Annotated in this window: 22 protein-coding genes and 1 riboswitch; of the genes, 11 read left to right on the plus strand and 11 right to left on the minus strand. The window is 65.7% G+C overall.

Annotated features, from left to right (window positions below):
* Both WH303_RS04330 and cbiE read right to left on the minus strand, forming a co-directional pair.
* Positions 1-323, minus strand: a 323-nt coding sequence (locus tag WH303_RS04330) for a cobalamin biosynthesis protein (RefSeq protein WP_339517151.1), incomplete at its 3' end; no start/stop codon positions are given.
* Positions 320-1,513 carry a precorrin-6y C5,15-methyltransferase (decarboxylating) subunit CbiE gene (gene cbiE / locus WH303_RS04335; protein WP_339517152.1) on the minus strand — a complete coding sequence of 398 codons (1,194 nt, stop codon included), beginning with the start codon at positions 1,511-1,513 and terminating at the stop codon, positions 320-322. The genes WH303_RS04330 and cbiE, both read right to left, overlap by 4 nt.
* Between cbiE and WH303_RS04340 the strand changes: the two genes are divergently transcribed.
* The gene (locus WH303_RS04340; RefSeq protein WP_339517153.1) at positions 1,512-2,270 is read left to right on the plus strand and encodes a cobalt-precorrin-6A reductase; all 759 of its coding nucleotides are present in this window, start codon (positions 1,512-1,514) and stop codon (positions 2,268-2,270) included. The two genes, cbiE and WH303_RS04340, sit on opposite strands and share 2 nt — an antisense overlap.
* Here the strand turns inward: WH303_RS04340 and cobJ are convergent.
* Genes cobJ through cobG form a run of 4 tightly spaced genes read right to left on the minus strand, consistent with a single transcriptional unit; the run spans position 2,240 to position 5,682 of the window.
* A complete protein-coding gene (gene cobJ, locus WH303_RS04345; protein WP_339517154.1) occupies positions 2,240-3,043 on the minus strand; it encodes a precorrin-3B C(17)-methyltransferase in 804 nt (267 codons plus the stop codon). The two genes, WH303_RS04340 and cobJ, sit on opposite strands and share 31 nt — an antisense overlap.
* Positions 3,037-3,798, minus strand: a complete 762-nt coding sequence (gene cobI / locus WH303_RS04350; protein ID WP_339517155.1) for a precorrin-2 C(20)-methyltransferase — start codon at positions 3,796-3,798, stop codon at positions 3,037-3,039. The genes cobJ and cobI overlap by 7 nt, the downstream gene beginning before the upstream one ends.
* A complete protein-coding gene (locus tag WH303_RS04355; protein ID WP_116927860.1) occupies positions 3,788-4,417 on the minus strand; it encodes a precorrin-8X methylmutase in 630 nt (209 codons plus the stop codon). Before WH303_RS04355 ends, cobI begins: the two co-directional genes overlap by 11 nt.
* Positions 4,417-5,682 carry a precorrin-3B synthase gene (cobG, locus tag WH303_RS04360; protein WP_339517156.1) on the minus strand — a complete coding sequence of 422 codons (1,266 nt, stop codon included), beginning with the start codon at positions 5,680-5,682 and terminating at the stop codon, positions 4,417-4,419. Before cobG ends, WH303_RS04355 begins: the two co-directional genes overlap by 1 nt.
* A 112-nt stretch (positions 5,683-5,794) precedes the next feature.
* On the opposite strand from cobG, the gene WH303_RS04365 reads away from it, so the two are divergent.
* The 5 genes from WH303_RS04365 to WH303_RS04385 all read left to right on the plus strand — a co-directional run bounded on the left by WH303_RS04365 (position 5,795) and on the right by WH303_RS04385 (position 11,252).
* Positions 5,795-6,499, plus strand: coding sequence for a response regulator (locus WH303_RS04365; RefSeq protein WP_182344951.1), 705 nt, complete (start codon positions 5,795-5,797; stop codon positions 6,497-6,499).
* A gap of 18 nt (positions 6,500-6,517) precedes the next feature.
* Positions 6,518-6,616: riboswitch (S-adenosyl-L-homocysteine riboswitch) on the plus strand.
* Positions 6,617-6,689: 73 nt separating this feature from the next.
* Positions 6,690-8,120, plus strand: coding sequence for an adenosylhomocysteinase (gene ahcY, locus WH303_RS04370; RefSeq protein ID WP_339517157.1), 1,431 nt, complete (start codon positions 6,690-6,692; stop codon positions 8,118-8,120).
* Positions 8,121-8,254: 134 nt separating this feature from the next.
* Positions 8,255-9,466 carry a TlyA family RNA methyltransferase gene (locus tag WH303_RS04375; RefSeq protein WP_339517158.1) on the plus strand — a complete coding sequence of 404 codons (1,212 nt, stop codon included), beginning with the start codon at positions 8,255-8,257 and terminating at the stop codon, positions 9,464-9,466.
* 24 nt (positions 9,467-9,490) lie between these two features.
* Positions 9,491-10,318 carry a methylenetetrahydrofolate reductase [NAD(P)H] gene (gene metF, locus WH303_RS04380; protein WP_312989418.1) on the plus strand — a complete coding sequence of 276 codons (828 nt, stop codon included), beginning with the start codon at positions 9,491-9,493 and terminating at the stop codon, positions 10,316-10,318.
* A 70-nt stretch (positions 10,319-10,388) separates the two neighbouring features.
* Complete coding sequence (locus WH303_RS04385; protein ID WP_339517159.1) at positions 10,389-11,252, plus strand: septal ring lytic transglycosylase RlpA family protein; 864 nt, start codon at positions 10,389-10,391, stop codon at positions 11,250-11,252.
* Between the two features lie 105 nt (positions 11,253-11,357).
* On the opposite strand, the gene WH303_RS04390 is transcribed toward WH303_RS04385, so the two are convergent.
* Positions 11,358-12,245, minus strand: a complete 888-nt coding sequence (locus WH303_RS04390; protein WP_021026902.1) for a 23S rRNA (adenine(2030)-N(6))-methyltransferase RlmJ — start codon at positions 12,243-12,245, stop codon at positions 11,358-11,360.
* Between the two features lie 332 nt (positions 12,246-12,577).
* Here WH303_RS04390 and rplM point away from each other — a divergent pair, with 332 nt between their 5' ends.
* From rplM to mdtD, 4 genes are all read left to right on the plus strand, one after another.
* Positions 12,578-13,006, plus strand: coding sequence for a 50S ribosomal protein L13 (gene rplM, locus WH303_RS04395; RefSeq protein ID WP_021026901.1), 429 nt, complete (start codon positions 12,578-12,580; stop codon positions 13,004-13,006).
* An 11-nt stretch (positions 13,007-13,017) separates the two neighbouring features.
* The gene (rpsI, locus tag WH303_RS04400) at positions 13,018-13,410 is read left to right on the plus strand and encodes a 30S ribosomal protein S9 (RefSeq protein WP_021026900.1); all 393 of its coding nucleotides are present in this window, start codon (positions 13,018-13,020) and stop codon (positions 13,408-13,410) included.
* 172 nt (positions 13,411-13,582) lie between these two features.
* Positions 13,583-13,948 (plus strand): iron-sulfur cluster insertion protein ErpA, encoded by a 366-nt coding sequence (gene erpA, locus WH303_RS04405; protein WP_021026899.1) that lies wholly within the window; start codon positions 13,583-13,585, stop codon positions 13,946-13,948.
* Positions 13,949-14,046: 98 nt separating this feature from the next.
* Positions 14,047-15,471, plus strand: coding sequence for a multidrug transporter subunit MdtD (gene mdtD, locus WH303_RS04410; RefSeq protein ID WP_339517160.1), 1,425 nt, complete (start codon positions 14,047-14,049; stop codon positions 15,469-15,471).
* A gap of 23 nt (positions 15,472-15,494) precedes the next feature.
* Here the strand turns inward: mdtD and WH303_RS04415 are convergent, their stop codons facing one another.
* Both WH303_RS04415 and WH303_RS04420 read right to left on the minus strand, forming a co-directional pair.
* Entirely contained in the window at positions 15,495-16,616 is a 1,122-nt protein-coding gene (locus tag WH303_RS04415) for an anhydro-N-acetylmuramic acid kinase (protein WP_339517161.1), read from the minus strand.
* Positions 16,617-16,720: 104 nt separating this feature from the next.
* A complete protein-coding gene (locus tag WH303_RS04420; RefSeq protein WP_339517162.1) occupies positions 16,721-18,112 on the minus strand; it encodes a M23 family metallopeptidase in 1,392 nt (463 codons plus the stop codon).
* Between the two features lie 220 nt (positions 18,113-18,332).
* Between WH303_RS04420 and tyrS the strand changes: the two genes are divergently transcribed.
* The gene (tyrS, locus tag WH303_RS04425) at positions 18,333-19,565 is read left to right on the plus strand and encodes a tyrosine--tRNA ligase (protein ID WP_339517163.1); all 1,233 of its coding nucleotides are present in this window, start codon (positions 18,333-18,335) and stop codon (positions 19,563-19,565) included.
* 130 nt (positions 19,566-19,695) lie between these two features.
* On the opposite strand, the gene WH303_RS04430 is transcribed toward tyrS, so the two are convergent.
* Both WH303_RS04430 and WH303_RS04435 read right to left on the minus strand, forming a co-directional pair.
* Positions 19,696-20,679, minus strand: a complete 984-nt coding sequence (locus tag WH303_RS04430) for a Bug family tripartite tricarboxylate transporter substrate binding protein (RefSeq protein WP_339517164.1) — start codon at positions 20,677-20,679, stop codon at positions 19,696-19,698.
* Positions 20,680-20,835: 156 nt separating this feature from the next.
* Positions 20,836-21,810: a LysR substrate-binding domain-containing protein gene (locus WH303_RS04435; RefSeq protein WP_021026894.1), complete on the minus strand. Its 975-nt coding sequence runs from the start codon at positions 21,808-21,810 to the stop codon at positions 20,836-20,838.
* Between the last annotated feature and the right edge of the window lie 195 nt (positions 21,811-22,005).

Here is a 22,005-nt window from a genome sequence, read left to right on the forward strand (position 1 = left end):
GCCGCAGACAGGGCCACGGCCTCGGCCACGCTGCCGGTGCCGTAACGCGCCAAGAGGCGCGGCGACTGCGTGACCACCGGCTGCGCGGGCAGGGCCTCTTGCGCCACCGCCACCATCGCCACCGCAAACGGCAGCTGCGCGGCCCACTGCTGCAGCGCCGGCCGCTGCTCCTTGCCTTGCAGCACGGCTACCGCGCAAAACTCGGCCAGCGCGGGCTGGTCCTGCCGGGCCCGCAGCCACAGCGCCTGCAGGTCGGCCGCCTGGGCCTGCGCGCGCAAGCCCAGCCCCAACACCACACAGCGGTGGGGCGCTGCTTGCGTCATGCCTGCCAGCTCCATTGCACCAGCGGGCGTGCGGCCTTCCAGCTGCGCATGCGGCCCAGCGCTGCCGCGCTGGACAGCTCCAGCTGCAGCAGCTGGCCGCCCAGCTCGCCATGCAGCTGCACCAAGAGCGCCTGGGTTTCCAGGGTCACCGCATTCACCACCAGGCGGCAGCCCGCCGGCATGTGGGCGCGCAGCGCGGCAAACAGGGCCGCATCAAAACCGCCGCCAACAAAGATGGCCTGGGGTGCGGGCAGGTCCTGCAAAGCTTCCGGCGCCAGGCCGTGCACCACCTGCATGCGGGCCTGCAGACCAAAGCGCGCGGCATTGCTGCGGATATTGGCCACGCGCGCAGCATGCTGCTCAATGCTGGTGGCCAGGCCGCCGGCCAGGCACCATTCGACGGCGACCGAGCCCGAGCCGCCGCCGATGTCCCACAGCCGCTCGCCCGGCCGGGGGGCCAGCGTGGCCAGGGTCAGCGCACGCGCAGGCGCCTTGGTGATCTGGCCATCGTGGGCATACCAGTTGTCGGGCCTGCCGGGCACCGCTGGAAGGGCGGGGCCACCTTGGGCGATCAAGGCGACGGTCACGGGCGCCTGCGCCGGCTCGGCCTGCAGCGCAGCGGCGGCCTCATCGGCGCGCAGCATGCGGCAGCGCTCGCGCGGGCCGCCCACCGCTTCCATCACCCACAAGGGGCTCTGGCCCCAGCCTTCCTGGCTGAGCCAATCGGCCAGCTGCACGACGGCCGCGCCATCGCGCAGCAGGGTGATCAGCTGGCGGCCAGGCGCCAGGCGGGGCAGCAACTGCGCAATCGGGCTGGCATGCAGGCCCAGGCAGTCGCAGGCTTCCAGCCGCCAGCCCAGCCGGGCGGCGACCAGCGAAAAAGTCGAAGGCTGGGCATGGCAGCGCCATTCCTCAGGCTGCAGGTGCGCCGCCAGGCTGCCGCCCACGCCATGCCAGAAGGGGTCGCCCGAGGCGAGCACCACCACCCGCCGGCCGCGCGCGGCCAGCACCGGGGCCACATCAAAAGGCTGGGGCCAGGGGCGGCCGCGCGCATTGATGGCAGCCAGCTGCAGATGGCGGGGGCCGCCAAATACCAGCTCGGCCTGGTCCAATGCGTCTTTGGCCGCAGCGCTCAGGCCTGACAATCCATCCTCGTTCAACCCTATCAATGTCAACCACGGATCAGCCATGACGCATGTTCTCCTGCTGGGCGGCACCAGCGGCGCCAGCGAGTTGGCCCAGGCCCTGCACCAGGCGGGGGTGCGCGCCTGCTTCTCGTATGCCGGCGTCACCCAGCAACCACTGGCCCAGCCGCTGCCCACGCGCAGCGGCGGCTTTGGCGGGCCCGAAGGCCTGGCCGCCTTTATCCGCGCCCAGGGCATCAGCCATGTGCTGGATGCCACCCATCCCTTTGCCGCGCAGATGAGCCGCCATGCCTGCGCGGCCTGCGAAGCTACCGGCACGCCCTTGCTGGCGCTGGAGCGTGCGCCCTGGCAGGCGCAGCCCGGCGATAGCTGGACCGAGGTCGCCAGCATGGCCGATGCCGCCAGCGCGCTGCCCCAGGCGCCCAGCCGGGTGTTTCTGGCCGTGGGGCGCAAACAGCTCGATGCCTTTGCCGCCTACCCGCAGCACCATTACCTGCTGCGCCTGGTCGATGCGCCCCTGCCCGGCAGCTTGCCGCTGCCCCGGCACATGGTGGTGCTGGGCCGGGGGCCTTTTGGCATGCAGGACGACCTGGCCCTGCTGCAGCAGCACCACATCACCTGGCTGGTGGCCAAGAATGCCGGTGGCGCCGCCACGCGCGGCAAGATCGATGCCGCCCGTGCGCTGGGTCTGCCGGTCCTGATGGTGCAGCGCCCGGCACTGCCGCTGCGGCCGCGTACCGACAGCGTGGCGGCGGTCATGCATTGGCTCCGTCATGGCGCCTTGCCAGCCACTGCGCCGTAGTAGCGTGGCGTATAGGTGTAGCGCCCCACGCGGCGGGTGAGGCTATTGCCCACCAGCACGACGGTGCGCATGTCGGCCATCTCGGGCTGGGCATCGGCCAGGCTGCAAACCTGCAGCGATTCCTCGGACGTGGAGACGGCGCGGGCAAAAATCAGCAGGCGCTCGGGCTCGCAATGCGCGCGCAGCAGCTCCAGCAGGCGGATAAATCCTTGCGGCCTGCTGTGCGAGCGCGGGTTGTAAAAGGCCATCGCAAAATCGGCTTCGGCCGCCAGTTCCACCCGGCGGGCAATCACCGGCCAGGGCTTGAGGTTGTCCGACAGATTGATGCAGCAAAAATCATGGCCCAGCGGCGCGCCTGCGCGGGCGGCGGCGGCCAGCATCGCGGTAACGCCGGGCAAGACCTGCACGTCCAGCGCCAGCCAGTCCTGTGCCTGCGGTCCCTCGGCGCTTTCGATGGCTTCAAACACGGCCGATGCCATGGCGAACACGCCCGGGTCACCAGACGAGACCACGACGACCTGCCTGCCTTGGGCGGCCAGGTCCAGCGCCTGTTTAGCGCGGTCGAGCTCGACCCGGTTGTCCGAGGCGAGCCACTGCGGCTCGCGGCTGCCAGCCGGTGCGCTGCGCGCCAGCAAGGCCTGCGCACGCGCCACATAGGGGAAGTAGCCCACAACCGCGTCGGCCGCCAGCAAGGCCTGCAGCACCGCAGGCGTGATCTGGTCCAGGTCGCCGGGGCCCAGGCCGGCAATGGTCAGCTGGCCGCTGCTTACCATGCGGCCTCCGGGCGGCGGCCCTGGCCGTGCACCAGCACGATCGCAAAGTAGGGGCAGACTTCGTCGCCCACGTCGCTGAGACGCGCCACCTGCTGCTGGTCGGTGGTGCCGTTTTGCACCAGCCAGGCGGCGTCGGCCCGGCCGGCGCGCGCGAGCGCGCGGCGGATGCGCGGCAGGTTGCGGCCCACCTTCATCACCACCAGCGCATCGGCCGTGTCCATGCGGCGCACCAGCTCGTCTTCAGACAGGGTGCCGGTCATCACGCTCAGCACATCGTCGCCCCAGGTGATGGGCTCACCGGTGGCATGCCAGCAGCCCACCATGCCGGGGATGCCAGGCACCACCTGCAGGTCTACATCGCCACGCGCACGCAGCCGCGTGTAGAGGTGCATGAAGGAGCCGTAGAGAAAGGGGTCGCCTTCGCAGAGCACGATGACCTGTTCCTGCCGGGCCAGCGCGGCCAGGCGCAGGCACCAGTCGTCGTAGAACTGGGCGAGCTGCTGCACATAGGCGGGGCTGTCCACCGGGATTTCGGTGGTCACCGGGTACTCCATCGGGTACTCGGCGGCCTGGACGCTGAGCATGCCCTCGACCAGCTGGCGCGCCTTGCCGGGCCGGCCTTTCTTGCGGAAAAAGGCCACATGGCGGGCGCCGCGCACCAGGCGGTCGGCCTTGATGCTCATCAGTTCGGGGTCGCCCGGGCCCAGGCCCACGCAGATGATGCCCGGTGCGGCGACGCTGGTCTTATTCAACATGGCTGGCCATGGCGTTGACGGCGGCCACGGTCATCGCCGAGCCGCCCAGGCGCCCGCGTACGATCATCGCCGGCACTGGCAGGTCCTGCATCAGCGCCTCTTTGGACTCGGCCGCGCCGATAAAACCGACCGGAAAGCCAATGATGGCCGCAGGGCGGGGGCAGCTCGGGTCCTGCAGCATGTTGAGCAGGTGAAAGAGGGCGGTCGGCGCATTGCCAATCGCCACCACGGCGCCGGCCAGGTGCGGGCGCCACAGCTCCAGCGCCGCAGCGCTGCGGGTATTGTTCATTTGCTGCGCCAGCTCGGCCACAGCGGGCTCGTGCAAGGTGCAGATCACCGGGTTGCCAGCCGGCAGGCGCGAGCGGGTAATGCCTTCGCTGACCATGCGCACATCGCAGAGCACGGGCGCGCCGGCCTCCAGCGCGCGCTGGCCTGCTGCGACCGCGCCAGCGGAGAACTGCACATGCGCGGCCAGCTCCACCATGCCGGCGGCATGGATCATGCGCACCGCCACGCGCTCCTCACCGGGGGTGAAGCGCTGCAGATCGGCCTCGCGGCGAATGGTGGCGAAGGACTGCCGGTAGATCTCGGCGCCATTGGTTTCGTAGGTATGAACCATTACATTTCTTCAAACAACAGCCCGGGATTGTCGCGCAGACTGCGCTCGCTCCAGCGGGAATCGGGGACGGCCTGGGCCGTGGCATGGCGGGCACGCCCAAACAGGGGGCCTTCGCTGCCCGCTTGGGCCACCAAAGTGACGCTGGCGGGCAGCTGGCGTGCGCAGCCTTTGCTGCAGCCCGAGACATGCAGGTGGGCGCCCTCGGGCACATGGGGGGCCAGCGCCAGCGCCAGATCCTGCGTGGGGGCCAAGGCTTGGCGGCAACCAGGCGCGCCGCTGCAGGCCGAGACGCGCAGCCGCGCATCTTGCGCATCGCAGATCCAGTGGTCGTGCTCGTTCAAGCCCGCCCCTGGCATGCCCTGGGGCGCAAGACCTTCGACCAGCAGCATGCGCCAGGGTGTCAGCCGCAGGCCTGTGATGCCGCTGCGTGCCAGGCGCGCTAGCGCACTGGCAGCGACCCGGCCCAGCGGCGCGGCCACCAACAGGCCAAGACCGCACTGCCAGCCCGGTTTTGGCTGGCTCGCAGCGGGGAGGTATGGGGGCGCTTCATGCAGGCCAGCGGGCAGCGCCAGTGGTGGCTGCGCGCCTGGCTTGGCTTGCGCCTGGCGCAGCAGCTGGGGTAGGCGGCCGGGGTGTTCGCCGGCCGCACGCCGCGCGCGTGCCTGCGCTGCGCACCAGCGGGCCAGCGCCAGGGCGGCTTGCACGGCAGTCGTGGGGCTGTCTGCCTGCCAGGCGATCGCTTGGCCAGGTACCTGCAGCAGCCAGCCTTGGGCACCATCGCGAACCAACTGCACATCGGCCGCGACCTCGGCCAAGCCGCCATGGCGGCCGCTGGCCAGTGAGACGCCAAACTTGGCGGGCAGGCCCTCCAGCGCGGTATCGGCCAGCAGTGCCTGCTGCAAGGCCTCGGCCAGCGCGAGCACGCCGTCAGCGGGCTGGCACAGCGGGTCGATGACCAGGTTGCGCAGCTGCTCCTGGCGCGCATTAGGGTCCAGCAGGCCTTGGGCGGCCAACGCATCGAGCAGGGCGCCGTGCTGATTGGGGGCGACACCGCGCAGCTGGATATTGGCGCGGCTGGTCAGCTCCAGCAGGCCGGCGCCATGCTCGCTGGCCAGCTCGGCCAAGCGCAGCGCCTGCGCGGCCGACAACCTGCCCAGCGGTGGGCGCACCCGCACCACCAGCCCATCGCCAGAAGCCATGGGCTGCCAGGCGCCAGGGCACCAGCCTTGGGTCTGTGGAAGGGGAGAGGGTGGGGTGGCAAACATGGAGCAGGCGGCAGCGCAGTCGCAATGCCGGGGTGCTGAAGTGTAGCGAAGTGCCCGGTTGCCGCCGGGCAGCAGGCGCAAACCACCCCGGTTTTTTGTCACAATCGGGCGCATGACGCTTGCTGCCCCCCGCATCCTCTTGGTGGACGATGATCCGCATATCCGCCGCTTTGTGCGTCTGGCCATGGAGGACGAAGGCTGGCAGGTCTTTGAGGCCGACAGCGCAAGGCGCGGCCTGATCGAGGCGGCCAGCCGCCAGCCCGATGCGCTGGTGCTGGACCTGGGACTGCCCGATGCCGATGGCAAGACGCTGATCACCGAGCTGCGCGGCTGGAGCGGCCTGCCGGTGCTGGTGCTCTCGGCCCGCGACCAGGAGGACGAGAAAGTGGCGGCGCTCGATGCGGGCGCGGACGACTACCTGAGCAAACCCTTTGGCGTGCCCGAGCTGCTGGCGCGCCTGCGCGTGATGCTGCGCCGCAGCCAGCGCAGTGGCGGCGAGCAGCCCGGCAGCACGGTGCACTTTGGCGATGTGGAGGTGGACCTGGCCACGCACGAGGTGCGCCAGGCGGGCGCTGCCGTGCACCTGACGCCGATCGAGTTCCGGCTGCTGGCAGCGCTGATCGCCGGCCAGGGCCGGGTGCTGACGCATCGCCAGCTGTTGCTGCAGGTCTGGGGGCCGGAGTACCTGGACCGGCCGCACTACCTGCGCGTGCACATGGCCAACCTGCGCCAGAAGATCGAGGCCGAGCCGGCCCAGCCCCGCCATCTGCTTACCGAGCTTCAAGTGGGCTACCGCCTGGTGGGGTTACAGGGCTGATGCCCTTATAATCGCACTCCATCCGAGGAGCGTTGCAGCGTTTCCCAGTCTGGCCAGGCGCCAGACCACCATGGGGCGTGAGGCTCGGATTTCATCTCGCAACGACGCTCACCCACGCTTTCTGTGCGGTGAGATGGTCCTTCCCTTCTTCCGCGGAACGTGGTTTTTCATTCAATTTTTGGAGAAAACCATGAACGCTGCTGTTCGCTTCAATCCCGCTGACTCCGCGATTACCGATATTTCCCTGGCCGCTTGGGGCCGCAAGGAAATCAAGATCGCCGAAACCGAAATGCCTGGCCTGATGGCCGTGCGTGAAGAGTTCGCCGCTGCCCAGCCCTTGAAGGGCGCGCGCATCACCGGCTCGCTGCACATGACCATCCAGACCGCCGTGCTGATCGAGACGCTGACTGCGCTGGGCGCCCAAGTGCGCTGGGCATCGTGCAACATCTTCTCGACCCAGGACCACGCAGCAGCCGCCATCGCCGAGACCGGCGTGCCCGTGTACGCGATCAAGGGCGAGTCGCTCAAGGACTACTGGGACTACACCCATGCGATCTTTGAATTCGGCGCCAAGGACACCGAAGGCGAAGGCCCGAACATGATCCTGGACGACGGCGGCGATGCCACCATGCTGATGCACCTGGGCAAGAAGGCCGAGAAGGACATCTCCGTGCTGGCCAACCCTGGCAGCGAAGAAGAGAAGATCGTGTTTGCCGCGATCAAGGCCAAGCTGGCGGTGGATGCCACCTGGTACAGCCGCAAGTCGGCCCAGATCATGGGCGTGACCGAAGAGACCACCACCGGCGTGCACCGCCTGAACGAAATGTCGGCCAACGGCTCGCTGCTGTTCCGCGCGATCAACGTCAACGACTCGGTGACCAAGTCCAAGTTCGACAACCTCTACGGCTGCCGCGAATCGCTGGTGGACGGCATCAAGCGCGCCACCGATGTGATGATCGCCGGCAAGGTGGCTGTGGTGGCTGGCTACGGTGACGTGGGCAAGGGCTGCGCCCAGGCGCTGACTGCGCTGCGCGCGCAAGTCTGGGTGACCGAAATCGACCCGATCAACGCCCTGCAAGCGGCGATGGAAGGCTACAAGGTTGTGACCATGGAGTACGCCGCTGACAAGTGCGACATCTTCGTGACCACCACCGGCAACAAGGACATCATCCGCCACGAGCACATGGTCGCGATGAAGGACGAGGCCATCGTCTGCAACATCGGTCACTTCGACAACGAAATCGATGTCGCATCGATCGAGAAGTACGAGTGGGAGGAGATCAAGCCGCAGGTCGACCACATCACCTTCCCCGATGGGAAGAAGATCATCCTGCTGGCCAAGGGCCGACTGGTGAACCTGGGTTGCGCCACCGGCCACCCCAGCTTTGTGATGTCCAACTCCTTTGCCAACCAGACGCTGGCGCAGATCGAGCTGTTCACCCGCCCCGACGCCTACGAAGTGGGCAAGGTCTATGTGCTGCCCAAGGTGCTGGACGAGAAGGTTGCACGCCTGCACCTGAAGAAGGTGGGCGCCCAGCTGACCGAGCTGACCCAGGTGCAAGCGGACTACATCGGCGTGAAGAAGGAAGGCCCGTACAAGCCTGAAACCTACCGTTATTAAATGGAGCGGTAATCCCAGCGCCTGGTGACACCCTTGTGTGCCGCTAGGCGCTGCAGCCCTGTTGGGCATTTGTTGTGAAGACGGGCTGCTCCGCTTGGGCGGGCCAGCCGGTCGTTTTGATTGAAGGAACGCGCATGCGCGCAGATGTGTTTTTGGTGGAAACGGGCCTGGCGTCGACCCGCTCGCAGGCGCAGCGCCTGATTGCTGCGGGTGTGCAATGGCGCACCACCTCGCTGGCCCCCTGGATCAAGGTGGCCAAGAACGGGGACGAGATTCCAGCAGGCGCCGATGTGGAGCTGCTCGATGACTCGGAAGCCAAGTACATCTCGCGCGGCGGCTTGAAGCTCGAAGGCGCGTTGGCCGCGACGGGCCTGGTGGTCCGGGACCTGCGCTGCCTGGACGTGGGCCAGAGCACCGGGGGCTTTACCGACTGCCTGCTGCAGGCCGGCGCCCAGCAGGTGATCGGTGTCGATGTCGGCACGGGGCAACTGCACGAGCGCCTGCGCGCCGATGCGCGCGTGGTCTGTGTCGAGGGCTTCAATGCCCGCGCGCTGACGCCTGAGTCCTTGCAGGCGGCCTGCGATCTGGCCTTGACCGAGATCGTGCTCGAAGAAGAGGACAACGACACCCAGCCGGTGGCCCCTTATGCCTGGATGCGCAATGGCGGCCAGGTCGATGAGGAATACGACGACAGCCAGGACGCCAAAGAGCAGGAGATCGAGGACTTCAAGGCCGAGCGCAATGCCAAGCAGCGCGCCAAGGCAGAAGGCACGGCTCCGGTCGAGCGCCGCCGCCGCGCCGGCACCGAGAACGTCGATATCCGCCCCGAGTTTGACTTTGTCACTGGCGATCTGTCCTTTATCTCGCTGACCCTGGTGCTGCCAGCGGTGGTGAGCGTGCTCAAGCCCGGCGGCCAGCTGCTGATGCTGGTCAAGCCCCAGTTCGAGCTGCAGCCCGGCCAGATCGGCAAGGGCGGCATTGTGCGCGACAAGGCCTTGTACGCCGAGGTGGAGCAGCGCATCCGCGCCTGCCTCGCCGAGCTGGGCCTGGAGGTCAAGCAATGGATGGATTCGGCCATCGATGGCGGTGACGGCAACCACGAGTTCTTTGTGCATGCCCAGCAAGGCGCCGTGGTGAAGCTGCCTGCGTCTGCGGCAGCCGATGCCAGCGATGAGGCCCCTGCCGCGCCTGCCGCGCCAGCGAAGAAGGCCGCTGCCAAGCGCCCATCGCGGGCCGATATGCGAGCCAAGCGCGATCTGCAGGAGCTGTATGTGGACCCGGAAGCGGCCAGCTTTGGCCAGCCCGGCCCGGCACGCAGCAAGCAGAAAAAACGCAACGAGCGCTGAGTATTGACGACCTGGAAGACGGCCATGACCTTTCCCATCAGTTTTGAATTTTTCCCGCCCAAGACGCCCGAGGGCGCTGAGAAGCTGCGCGTGGTGCGCCAGGCGCTGTATGCGCGCAAGCCCCAGTTCTGCTCGGTGACCTATGGGGCGGGCGGCTCCACGCAAGAGGGCACCTTTGGCGTGGTCAAGGCCATCCTCGACGAGGGGGTGGATGCGGCATCGCACTTCTCCTGCGTGGGCGCGACCAAGCAGACCGTTCGTGCGCAGCTGCAGCAGCTCAAGGACATGGGCGTCAAGCGCCTGGTGGCCTTGCGTGGCGACCTGCCCAGCGGCTATGGCCTGGGCGGCGAGTTCCACTACGCCAGCGATCTGGTGACGTTTATCCGCGACGAATTCGGCCAGGATTTCCACATCGAAGTGGCCGCCTATCCGGAGATGCACCCGCAGGCGCGCAACCCCGAGGCCGATCTGCAGGCCTTTCTGGCCAAGGTGAAAGCCGGTGCCGATTCGGCCATTACGCAGTACTTCTTCAACGCCGATGCCTTTTGCAGATTTCAAGAAGATTTACAAAAACGCGGGGTAGACCTGCCGGTCATCCCGGGTATTATGCCGATCACCGGATCGACGCAACTGATGCGCTTTTCGGATGCCTGCGGCGCCGAGATCCCGCGCTGGATTCGTCTGCGACTGCAAGGCTATGGAGATGATGTTGCCAGCATCCGTGCCTTTGGCCTGGATGTGGTGACCCAGATGTGCGAGGACCTGCGCCGCCGTGGTGCCGTCGGTCTGCACTTCTACACCATGAACCAAAGCGCAGCCACACTGGCGATCTGCGACCGGCTGGGGCTGTAGCCAACAGCGCTGTGGTCGTGCAGCGCGGTGGCCCCGAATGTGCCGAACGCGGAAAGACCAGGAGTTGCTGTTGCCCTCATCCACACGATCGCGATGCCGAGGCTGGCTGGCCGCTGTCAGCCTGGCTGCGCTCGCCGGTGGCTGCGTGCATGTGCCCAGCGACAGCGATGGCGCGGCGCCCGATGGCGCGGCGCCCGATGGCGTGGCGCAGAGCACAGCGCAAGGCCCTGTGCATCCCGAAGCCGCATTCACAGCACCCGAGCGCTCGGCCGCCGAGTCGGCCATCACCTCCACCGCGCCTGAGGAGCTGGCCGCGCTGTCCGGTGAGCGCCGAGGCCTGGGCCTGGTGCTGCCGCCGTCGGCGCCGCTCAGCAGCATCGATGGGCTCTCGCGGCCCTGGGATGTGCCCGATATTCCTCCCGCCCTCAAGCAAGACCCTTACCGCTCGGCCGACCAGCAAGGCATGGCCTCCTGGTATGGCGGCCAGTTCCACGGCCGCAAGACGGCCAATGGCGAGCGCTTTGACAAGGAAGGCCTGACGGCAGCCCACAAAACCCTGCCTTTTGGCACCCAGGTCTGTGTGCGCAGCATGGTCACCGGCAAGGCGGTGGTGGTGCGCATCAATGACCGGGGTCCCTATGCGGGCGACCGCATCATCGACCTGAGCCAGGGCGCCGCCCAGGAGCTGGGCATGCTGGGCCTGGGTATCAAGCCGGTGGAGCTCTGGACCCTGGACGACGATGACGACGACTGCCCCTCATTTGTGCTGGCCGGGCGGCGCGGCAGCGGGGCACTGGCCGGTGATGCGGCGCCCCGCAGTCACCAGAACGCCAAGGCCGCGGTACACCCTGGCCGCGTGCGGGCCGTGGTCCCCGCCACCAAGGCCCGGGCCAAGCCTGCCAAGGCTGCGCCCACAGCACGGCGCAAAAAGTAAAACCGCAGCACACAAAAGCAAAAACGTAGGCCCATCTTTGGCGATGGCCTGCGTTTTTCTGTCCGGGGTTGACCCGGCCGGTGGTGTGTTTCCCGCCTGCGCTGCTTACTTGCCGCCGCTCTCCAGCACATAGCCGGCATTGCTGTCCTGCTGCAGCAGCTCGGCCATCTGGGGCAGGGCCACCTTGAGCTGGTCCTTCAAGGTGAAGGGCGGGTTGATCAGGAACATGCCGCTGGCGGGCAGACCGGGGCGCTTTTCTTCGCCCTGGCGCATGGCGGTGGTGATCTTGCTGTTCTTGACGGTCAGCTCGGCATTGAGCCAGCTCTTGCCAAACTTGTTGGCCAGGGTCTTGAGGCGGCGCGGAAGGTCATGGGCTTCCTGGCGCGGAATGATCGGGTACCAGACCGCATAGGTGCCGGTGGGAAAGCGCTGCATGCTGTCGGCCACCATGTCGAGCACACGGCCGTAGTCGGTCTTCATCTCGTAGCTGGGGTCGCACAGCAAAAAGGCGCGGCGCGATGGCGGGGGCAGGAATTTCTTCACGCCCTCAAAACCGTCTTCCAGCAGCACCTGGACCTGGCGGCCGGCCTTCAGCTGCGCGATATTGCCGCTCAGCGAACGGCAGTCGGTGGGGTGCAGCTCGAACAGCTTGAGCTTGTCGCGGTCGCCCAGCAGCCGCTGCGCGATAAAGGGCGAGCCCGGGTAGACCTTGTAGGTGTTGCTGGTGTTGAAGGCTTTGACCATGTCCACATAGTCCTGCAGCATCGGGCACAGGTCCTTGGCACCTTCAAGGCGGCGAATGCCCTCGTCGGCCTCGGCGCTGGTGGTGGCGTAGTCGCCGTCCAGGCGGTACAGGCCCGCCCCGGCATGGGTGTCCAGTGCAACCAATGCCGCCTCTTTTTGCGTCATGTATTGCAGGGAGGCAATCAGGATGGTGTGCTTGAGCACATCGGCGTGATTGCCGGCATGGAAGGCGTGGCGGTAACTGAACATAGGGCGCCAATGGTAGCGATATGCGCCACGCTACGGCGCCAAAGGGGCATGCAGCAGCTGCTACAGGCCCCAAAAACATGGAAAAAATGCCGGAACCGAGCCCATTGGTGGGATGTAAGGAAGCACTTTACGTCTTACCGAAAAACTTTTATAATGGAGAGCTTCGCAGCGATTTTTATGAATCCCGCGGCGAGGACTTTGCGTGCAGTGCCCAGGCGCTGCATGTGAGGGAGTACCGCCTAAGAGGCTTCCTGCGTGACGAGAGTTGCGTCTAGAAGAAGCACCGACCGCGGAAAAGGATTCGCCAAACCCTCTATTGAAAGAGAAAACTCATGTCTACATTCAGCGCAAAACCCGCTGAGGTGCAACACGAGTGGTTTGTGATTGACGCCACCGATAAGGTGCTCGGACGTGTCGCCAGCGAAGTGGCACTCCGTCTGCGCGGCAAACACAAAGCCATTTACACACCTCACGTTGACACCGGTGACTACATCGTCATCATCAACGCCTCCAAGATCAAGGTCACTGGTACCAAGAACACGGACAAGGTGTACTACCGTCATTCGGGCTTCCCAGGCGGCATCACTGCCACCAACTTCCGCGACATGCAAGTGAAGTTCCCTGGCCGTGCTCTCGAAAAGGCTGTTAAGGGCATGCTGCCCAAGGGTCCTCTGGGCTACGCCATGATCAAGAAGCTGAAGGTCTACGGTGGTGATGAGCATCCTCACACCGCCCAACAGCCTAAAGTGCTGGAAATCTAAGGAGTCCCGAGATGATTGGTGATTGGAACAATGGCACCGGCCGTCGCAAATCCAGCGTCGCCCGTGTGTTTCTGAAGAAGGGCTCCGGCAAGATTGTTGTGAATGGCAAGGACATTCAACAATATTTCGGCCGCGAAACCTCGATCATGATTGCAAAGCAGCCCCTGGTGCTGACCGGCAATGTCGAAACCTTCGACATCCAGGTCAACGTGCACGGCGGCGGTGAATCCGGCCAAGCCGGTGCCACCCGCCACGGCATCACCCGCGCTCTGATCGATTACGATGCAGCACTGAAGTCGCAACTGAGCCAAGCTGGCTTCGTGACCCGTGACGCACGTGAAGTCGAGCGTAAGAAGGTCGGTCTGCACTCTGCACGCCGCGCAAAGCAGTTCTCCAAGCGTTAATTGCTGGCTACTTGCCAAGAACCGCCCCTCGGGGCGGTTTTTTTATGGCTGCTCGCTACGGGTGGGCTATTCCCACACTGCAATTGGCGTCACCCGGCCCCCAGGCTGCGAGAAACATGCGATTGGAGTACCATTCTTTGCAGTACATCAAATAAGACAGGAGTCGTCTCCCATGAGCGAAGTTGCTGAAAACACCATGACGGAAATGCCCACCCCGATTGTCTTTACCGACAGTGCAGCGGCGAAGGTGGCCGATCTGATTGCCGAAGAAGGCAATCCGGATCTGAAGCTGCGCGTGTTCGTGCAAGGCGGCGGCTGCTCGGGCTTCCAGTATGGCTTTACCTTTGACGAGATTGCCAACGACGACGACACGACCATGACCAAGAATGGCGTGTCGCTGCTGATCGATGCGATGAGCTACCAGTACCTGCTGGGCGCCGAGATCGATTACAAGGAAGACCTGCAGGGCGCGCAGTTCGTGATCAAGAACCCGAACGCCACGACCACCTGCGGTTGCGGATCGAGCTTCTCGGTATAAGCCGCGCAGTCTGTGATGGAAGGCATTGCTCCTGTGCTTGCCTTCTGGTCCACCACCTTGCCACAAGCCGCTGTTGACCAGCGGCTTTTGTTTTGTCCATGTCCGCTGAACTGACCCCCCGCCCCGTTGCGCCCCACAAGGAGCGCCTGCTCTGGCTGGTGGCGATTGCCTTTTTTCTGCAGTCGCTCGATGCCACGATCCTGAACATCGCGCTGCCGGCCATGGCCCATTCGCTGGGCCAAAGCCCGCTGAAAATGCAGTCGGTGATCGTCGCCTACTCGCTGACCACGGCCATGCTGATTCCCGCATCGGGCTGGATCGCTGACCGTTTTGGCACGCGCCGCGTCTTCATGTGGGCGATTGCGCTGTTTGTGCTGGGCTCGGTGCTCTGCGCGCTCTCGCCCAGCCTGGGCTTTCTGATCGCTGCGCGTGTGGTGCAAGGCGTGGGCGGCGCGATGATGCTGCCCGTGGGGCGCCTGGCGGTGCTGCGCAGCCACCCCAAGGGTGATTTCATCCGCGCGATGAGCTTTATCGCCATTCCCGGCCAGATCGGCCCCTTGCTGGGGCCGACCCTGGGCGGCTGGCTGGTGGAGGTGGCGACCTGGAACTGGATCTTCTGGATCAATGTGCCGGTCGGTCTCTTTGGCGTCTGGGCCGCGCGCCGCTGGATGCCCAAGACCACCTGGTCGGTGCCGCGCAAGTTCGATGGCCTGGGCTATGCGCTGCTGTCATTCGGCATGGTGGCCATTTCGGTGGCCCTGGATGGCATGTCCGGCATGGGCCTGGGCATAGCGATGGTCGTGGTGCTGATGGTGTTTGGCCTGGCCAGCCTGGCGAGCTACTGGATGCATGCGCTGCGAGTGCCCGAGCCGCTGTTTCCGCCGAAGCTGTTCCGCGTGCGCTCGCTGCGCGTGGGCCTGCTGGGCAATCTGTTTGCCCGCTTCGGCACCGGGGCTGCGCCGTTTCTGATTCCGCTGCTGCTGCAGGTGGGCCTGGGCATGGCACCGATGAACGCCGGCATGATGATGCTGGCCACCGTCATGGGCAGCATGTTGGTCAAGCGCTTTGCGGTGCAGACGGTGCAGCACTTTGGCTACCGCCGCGTGCTGCAGGTCAACTCGGTGATGGTCGCCTTCATGCTGGCGAGCTTTGCATTGACTAGCGCCCAGCAGCCGCCCTGGTTGCTGCTGCTGCAGCTGTTTGTATTTGGCGGCTTCAACTCCATGCAGTTCTCGGCGATGAACTCGGTCACCCTGAAAGACCTGGACGGCGAATTTGCCAGCAGCGGCAACAGCCTCTTGTCGATGGTGCAGATGCTGGCCATGGGCATTGGCGTGGCCTTGGCCGGCGCGCTGCTGTCAGGCTATGCCGACCGCTGGATTACCGACCCGGACAAGTCGCTGCGCGCCATCCACGCCACCTTTTTGACCGTGGCCTTGATGACCTTGGCCGCGACCTTGGTGTTCAGCCAGCTCGACAAGGATGAGCCGGTCAAGCCGGCGCCCGATGGCGGGGATGCTTGACCGCCTAGCTGGCTAACCATTTGTCAGCGAGGGTAGATCGCCCCCAGCACCCGGGGCCCGCGTGCACCGGTCACCGCCGGCAGATTGCCGGGCAGGCGCTGCCAGCATTGGCGGGCCAGCCAGGCAAAGGCGCTGGCCTCGACCTGCTGCGGGGGCAGGCCATGGTCGGCCGAGCTGTCCACGGCGATGCCGGGCAGCAGACCCGCCAGGCGTTGCAGCAGCTGCTGGTTGAGCGCGCCGCCGCCGCAGACGATCAAGGTCTGGCCCTCGGCAGCGCCGTGGTGCTGCATGTCTTGCGCAATCGCCAGCGCGGTAAAGGCGGTCAGGCTGGCCTGCACATCGGCAGGCGCGGCGCCGGGCGCATGGCGCTCCAGCAACGGGGCCAGCCAGGCGGGGTTGAACAGGTCGCGCCCGGTGCTCTTGGGCGGAGGCAGCTGGAAGAAGGGCTCTTCCATGAAGGCCGCCAGCAAGTCCGGAATCACCTGGCCGCTGGCCGCCCAGTGGCCGCCATCGTCATAGGGGTTGCCGGTGTTCAGCTGGCACCAGTGGTCCATCAGCGCATTGCCGGGGCCGCAGTCCCAGCCGCGGATGTCGTCGCCGTCGAGGCGGCTGATGTTGGAGATGCCGCCGATATTGAGCACCCAGCGCAGACTGCCTGCCGCGTCGCCGCCGCCAAACACGCTGTGGTGAAAGGCGGGCACCAGCGGCGCGCCCTGGCCGCCAGCGGCCACATCGCGGCTGCGGAAATCGGCCACCACGGCAATGCCGCTGAGCTCCGCCAGCAGCGCCGGGTTGTTGAGCTGCAAGGTATAGCCAGTGCCATCCCACAGGCCTGGTTGGTGGCGCACGGTCTGGCCATGGGCGCCAATGGCCGTGATGTCGCTCGGCTGCAGGCCGCTGCGCGCCAGCAGCCGATCGACCACCTGCGCATAGCTGCGTGCCAGCGCATTGCCCGCGAGCGCGGCGCGGTGCAGCTCCTGCTCGCCGGCGCTGTTGAGCGCCAGCAGCTCGGCCCGCAGCTCGGGGGCAAAGCCGGTGCTGGCGTACTGCAGCACCTCCATGCGGCCGTCCTGCCACTGGGCAATCACCCCATCCACCCCATCCAGCGAGGTGCCGGACATCAGGCCCATAAAGCGTTCAGTCATTGTCTTCAAAGGTGCAAAAGCAAAGGCCCCAACAATACCAAGATTGTGGGGGCCTGGGGGCAGCGGCTGTTACGTGCTGCTTACCGGCGGACGGGCGTAACCGCTTACTGGTTGGCGCTGGTCTCGAGCATCAGCATCTGGTCGTTCAGGGCCAGGCGCATGCTGTTGGCCAGGTTGTCAAACTTGGCGCGGGCCTGGCGGCTGATCGGCTTGCTGGTTTCGCTCTCGGCGACCATGGCCAGTGGGTCACGCTGCTCGCCAGCGACGCGGAACTCAAAGTGCAGGTGCGGGCCGGTGGCCCAGCCGGTCTGGCCGACGGCACCGATCTCGTCGCCCTTGCCCACGCGCGCGCCTTGCTTGACGGCGATGCGGCTCAGGTGGGCGTAGACGGTTTCGTGCTTGTTGCCGTGGTCGATGTAGATCACATTGCCGTAGCCGTTTTGCACGCCGGCAAAGGTCACCAGACCGTCGCCCACGGTGCGCACCGGCGTGCCTTGCGGGGCTGCCAGGTCGGTACCCTTGTGGGCCGACCAGGTCTTGTGGATGGGGTGCACGCGCATCGCAAAGGCGCTGGAGACGCGGGTGTACTTGACCGGCGAGCCGATGTAGCTGCGCTCGCCGCTTTCGCCGGCGAAGTTGTAGTAGGCGCCCTTGTCCTTGGGCGAGTCCTGGAACCACAGCGCCTCATGGGTCTTGCCGTTGTTGCGGAACTCGGCGCTCAGCAGGCGGCCGGTGCCCAGCACCTCGCCATCGGCTTCCAGCGTTTCGTAGACCAGCGAGAAGCGGTCACCGGCGCGCAGCGCACGGCGGAAATCGATCTTGTCGGCAAACACCTCGACCATCTGGTTCGAGACGTTGTCAGGCAGGCTGGCTGCATCGGTGGCCGCATACAGCGAGCTGCGGATGATGCCGCCCGACAGGCGCGTGCCATGGGTCAGCGGCAGGAATTCGGTCAGGGTGTCGAACTTGCCATCGGCCTTGCGGATGCTGAAGCGCTGGAACACATCGCTGCTGTCACCGGCCCAGCGTACCGTGAGGGTGGTCAGCTCATGGCTTTGGGTGGTCTCGGCGGTGATCTGGCGGCCGGCCTTGCCAATGATGGCGCTGCGCGCCTTGGCATTGCTGCGGATGAAGGCCGCGGCTGCCGGGTCCGCCACGCCCAGGCGGCGCAGCAGGGATTCGGGCGTGTCGTTGCTGCGCACCTCATCGGTGCGGTACAAAGAAAAACCTGGTCCGTCGACCAGGTCTGCGATCGAAATGTCCGAAGCCAGCGACTCGACGGGGTATTCCACGGTCTGCACAGGCATGTCGGACGGATTGGGGCCCAGCTCAGCCACGGCAAAAGCGGCGCCGCCGCCAGTCATCAACATGACGGCGAGGGCTGCAGCGAGACGCTTGGGGTGTGCTTGGGCGGTATTGACCAGCTGGCGAATGACGAGGCTGCCAGCGGTGATGAATCCGTTGTTCAATGTTCCATCCCGGTTATGGATGGCCATCTTGCCGGCTGCGCAGTCGGAGCCAAAACAAACCGCGTCTGCAGGCGCGGTAGGGTGTTTTTTAACAAGATGGCACAAAAAAACTTCATGAGCAGCGTTCGCGGGTCTGGATGAAGTCCCCTTGGGACATCGTCTGACAGACGCGGCTAGAATAAAACGCTGCAACGCAAGGGACGCAGTATAACGCCCTCGGCTTTGCTGGCAACCTGAGAAACCCCATATGAATCAATCGACTGTTACAACTTACCCTGTTACCGACCGTGTGCAAGAGGCTTTGCAGGTAAGTCTGCGTGGGGTGGATGAGCTGCTGCCACAGGAGGAATGGGTCAAAAAACTGGCCAAATCCGAGGCGACGGGCGTGCCCCTGCGCATCAAGCTGGGCCTGGATCCCACCGCTCCGGACATCCACATTGGCCATACCGTGGTGCTCAACAAGATGCGCCAGCTGCAGGATCTGGGCCATACCGTGATCTTCCTGATCGGCGATTTCACCACCCTGATTGGCGACCCGTCGGGCCGCAACAGCACCCGGCCGCCGCTGACTGCGGCGCAGATCCAGGTGAATGCCGAGACCTACCGCGAGCAGGCCTACAAGGTGCTCGACCCGAGCAAGACCGAGCTGCGCTACAACAGCGAGTGGTGCGACAAGCTGGGCGCGCGCGGCATGATCGAGCTGTCGGCCAAGTACACCGTCGCGCGCATGATGGAGCGCAACGACTTCCACACCCGCTTCAACGAAGGCAGCTCGATCAGCCTGCACGAGTTCCTCTACCCGCTGCTGCAGGGTTATGACTCGGTGGCGCTCAAGAGCGACCTGGAGCTGGGCGGCACCGACCAGAAGTTCAACCTGATGATGGGCCGCCACCTGCAGGCCGAGTACGGCCAGGAATCGCAGTGCGTGCTGACCATGCCGCTTCTGGTGGGCCTGGACGGCGTGCACAAGATGTCCAAGTCCAAGAACAACTACATCGGCATCACCGAAGACGCCAACACCATGTTCGCCAAGGTGCTGTCGATCTCGGACGACCTGATGTGGGACTGGTTCACCCTGCTGTCTTTCATGGGCTTGCCGGAAATCGCCGCGCTCAAGCTGGAGATCGAAGGCGGCCGCAACCCCAAGGACGCCAAGGTGCTGCTGGCCAAGGAAATCACCGCACGCTTCCACAGCGCCGCTGCAGCCGAGGCGGCCGAGCAGGATTTCATCAACCGCAGCAAGGGCGGTATCCCGGACGACATCCCCGAAGTCGCGCTCAGCGGCGCGCCGCTGGGCATTGGCGCCCTGCTCAAGCAGGCCAACCTCGCCCCTTCGAGCAGCGAAGCCAACCGCCTGATCGACGGCGGCGGTGTGCGTGTGGACGGTGTGGTGATCGAAGACAAGGGCCTGAAGCTGCCCGCTGGCAGCTTTGTCGTGCAAGTGGGCAAGCGCAAGTTCGCCCGCGTGACCTTGGCCTAAAGCGGGGTTGGCCGGGCTGGTCTGGCCCGGCTGGCTGTTTGATCAAAGAGCCGCTTCCCTTTGTGGGGGGGCGGCTCTTTTTTCTGATCGCCTCTTTTGACTGCTGGCCCGCGCCAGTCAGCAGCGAGGCCTACTGCAGCTCAATCTTGGCCTGGGTCGCAATGCGCTTCCACAGCGCAATCTCATCGGCCTGGAACTGGCGCATCTGCGCCGGGCCGCCGCTCATCGCCGTGGCGCCCAGGTTGGCATAGAACTGCTGGGTTTCGGGCTCGGCCGCAATCTGCATGAACCAGCCCGCCAGCTTGGCGCTGGTGTCCGCCGGCGTCTTGCTGTTGACCATCGCGCCCACCCAGGTGTAGGCCTCGATGCCGGGCAGGCCCGCTTCGCGGGCGGTGGGCACATGGGGCAGGGCGGCCACGCGGCTGTCGGAGGCGACGGCCAGGCCCGTCAGCCGCCCGGCCTTGATCAGCTCCTGCACCGAGGTGGCCTCGGCAAAGGCGTAATCCACCGTATGGCCGGCCACGGCGGTGGCGACCTCGCCCGCGCCCTTGAAGGGCACATGCACGGTCTGCACCTTGGCCACATCGTTGAACAGCTCCCCCATCAGCTGGTAGCCGGCCGAGCCCGCGCCAAAGTTGATCTTGCCGGGGCTGGCCTGGGCTTTGGCCACCAGATCCTTGAGCTGCCTGGTATCGGCATCCCCCGGCGCCACGACGATGGCCGGGGCGCGCATCATCATCATCAGCGGTGCAAAGTCCTTTTGCGGGTCATAGGGCAGCTCCTTGAACAGCGCCGTGTTCACCGCCAGGGTGGAGTTGCTGCCGATAAAGACAGTGTAGCCATCGGCCGGAGCAGCCAAGGCCTGCTTGACCGCTATAAAGCCATTGCCGCCTGGCCGGTTCTCCACCACCACCGGCTGGCCGCTGAGCTGCTGCAGCTTTTTGGCGTAGTAGCGCGCCGACGTATCGGTGCCGCTGCCTGGCCCAAAGGGCACGATGAACTTGATGGGCTTGCTGGGAAAGTCCTGGGCCTGCAGCGCCGGGCTGGCGGCGCCCGCGAGCAGCGCCGCACACAGCGCCAGCGCCTGCCGGCGGCCAAAGCGAGGGTTGAACATGGCTGTCTCCTTGTGTCGTTATAGGTGGCTGCCTGCGGGCGTGGAACGCGCATGCAGCCGCTTTGACTGTAGGGAGGGTGCTCTGGCTTGTCTAATAGTGAATTGGCCGGGGCTGAGAGCACAGGCGTATCAGCGCGCGTCTTATCCAAGCGGCAATCAGCTGCCGGTGGTATCTCCAATGGCCGTACGCGTAGCGGCGGCCTGCAGCTGCAGCCAGGCGCAGAAGGCCGTCACCTCGGGGCGTTGCTGGCTGCGCGGGCCAATGATCAGCCAGTAGGCGAGCGGTGAATCCATGCGGTATTCGGGCAGCACCTCGACCAGATCGCCATTGGCCAGCGCATCGGCCACCAGTGGCATGCGTGCCAGCGCCAGGCCCTGGCCGGTCAGGGCGGCTTGTGCGATCTGGTGCGCGTAGTTGAGGTACAGCCAGCGTTTGGGTTGCAGATTGCCGCAGCCGTGCAGCTCCAGCCAGCGCTCCCAGGTCAGCCAGTCCAGGTGCTGCAGGCGGTGGGCGTCGCCTGCCTCGATCAAGGTGTGGCGAGCCACATCGGCGGGTTGGCTGATGCGCGGGTGGCTTTGCAGCAGCCAGGGGCTGGCGACAACGGCCAGTTGCTCGCCAAACAGGCGCTGCGCGTTGGCGGTGGCATGCTGGGGCAGGCTGTAGCGCAGCGCCAGGTCCACATCCGAGGTTTCCAAGTCGAGGACGTTGTCGGTGGCATCGATGCGGATGTCGATCTCGGGGTTGTCGCGCTGAAAAGCCTCCATGCGCGGGATCAGCCACATCGACGCAAAGCTGGCCCAGGTGGTGATGGCCACGCTCTTGCGGCCACTGGTCTGGCGGATCAGGCGCACGGCCGAGTCGATGCGCTCGATGGCCGGCGACACGGCGCGCTGCAGCTGGGCGCCAGCGCTGGTCAGCTCCACCGCGCGGGTATGGCGCAAAAACAGCGCAATGCCGACCTCGTCTTCCAGCGCCTGGATCTGCCGGCTGACGGCGGATTGGGTCAACGCCAGCTCCTCGGCAGCGGCGCGGAAGTTCAGGTAGCGAGCTACCGCCAGAAAAGCGCGCAGATGGCCCACGGCGATGGGCCGGGTGCGGAGCAGGGAAGGCGGCAGAGGCAGGTCTGGCATGGTGGAGGCACTGTAGCAAGAAGTACACACTGCGCCAGGGTGTATGCCCGGGGCAGGCTAACCATCATGCTCCTGCTTCGATAGCTGCCGCTGGCTTGGTGTGGCCTTGGGGCTGCGGAAAGACCAAAACCTAGGGTAAACCATTAATGCTGCGGCTGCATCGATCGGCCTTGTTTTATTCATTGGACGCAGGCG

Origin of the sequence: Comamonas sp. MYb69, assembly GCF_037479315.1 — a bacterium.
GTDB lineage: Bacteria > Pseudomonadota > Gammaproteobacteria > Burkholderiales > Burkholderiaceae_C > Comamonas.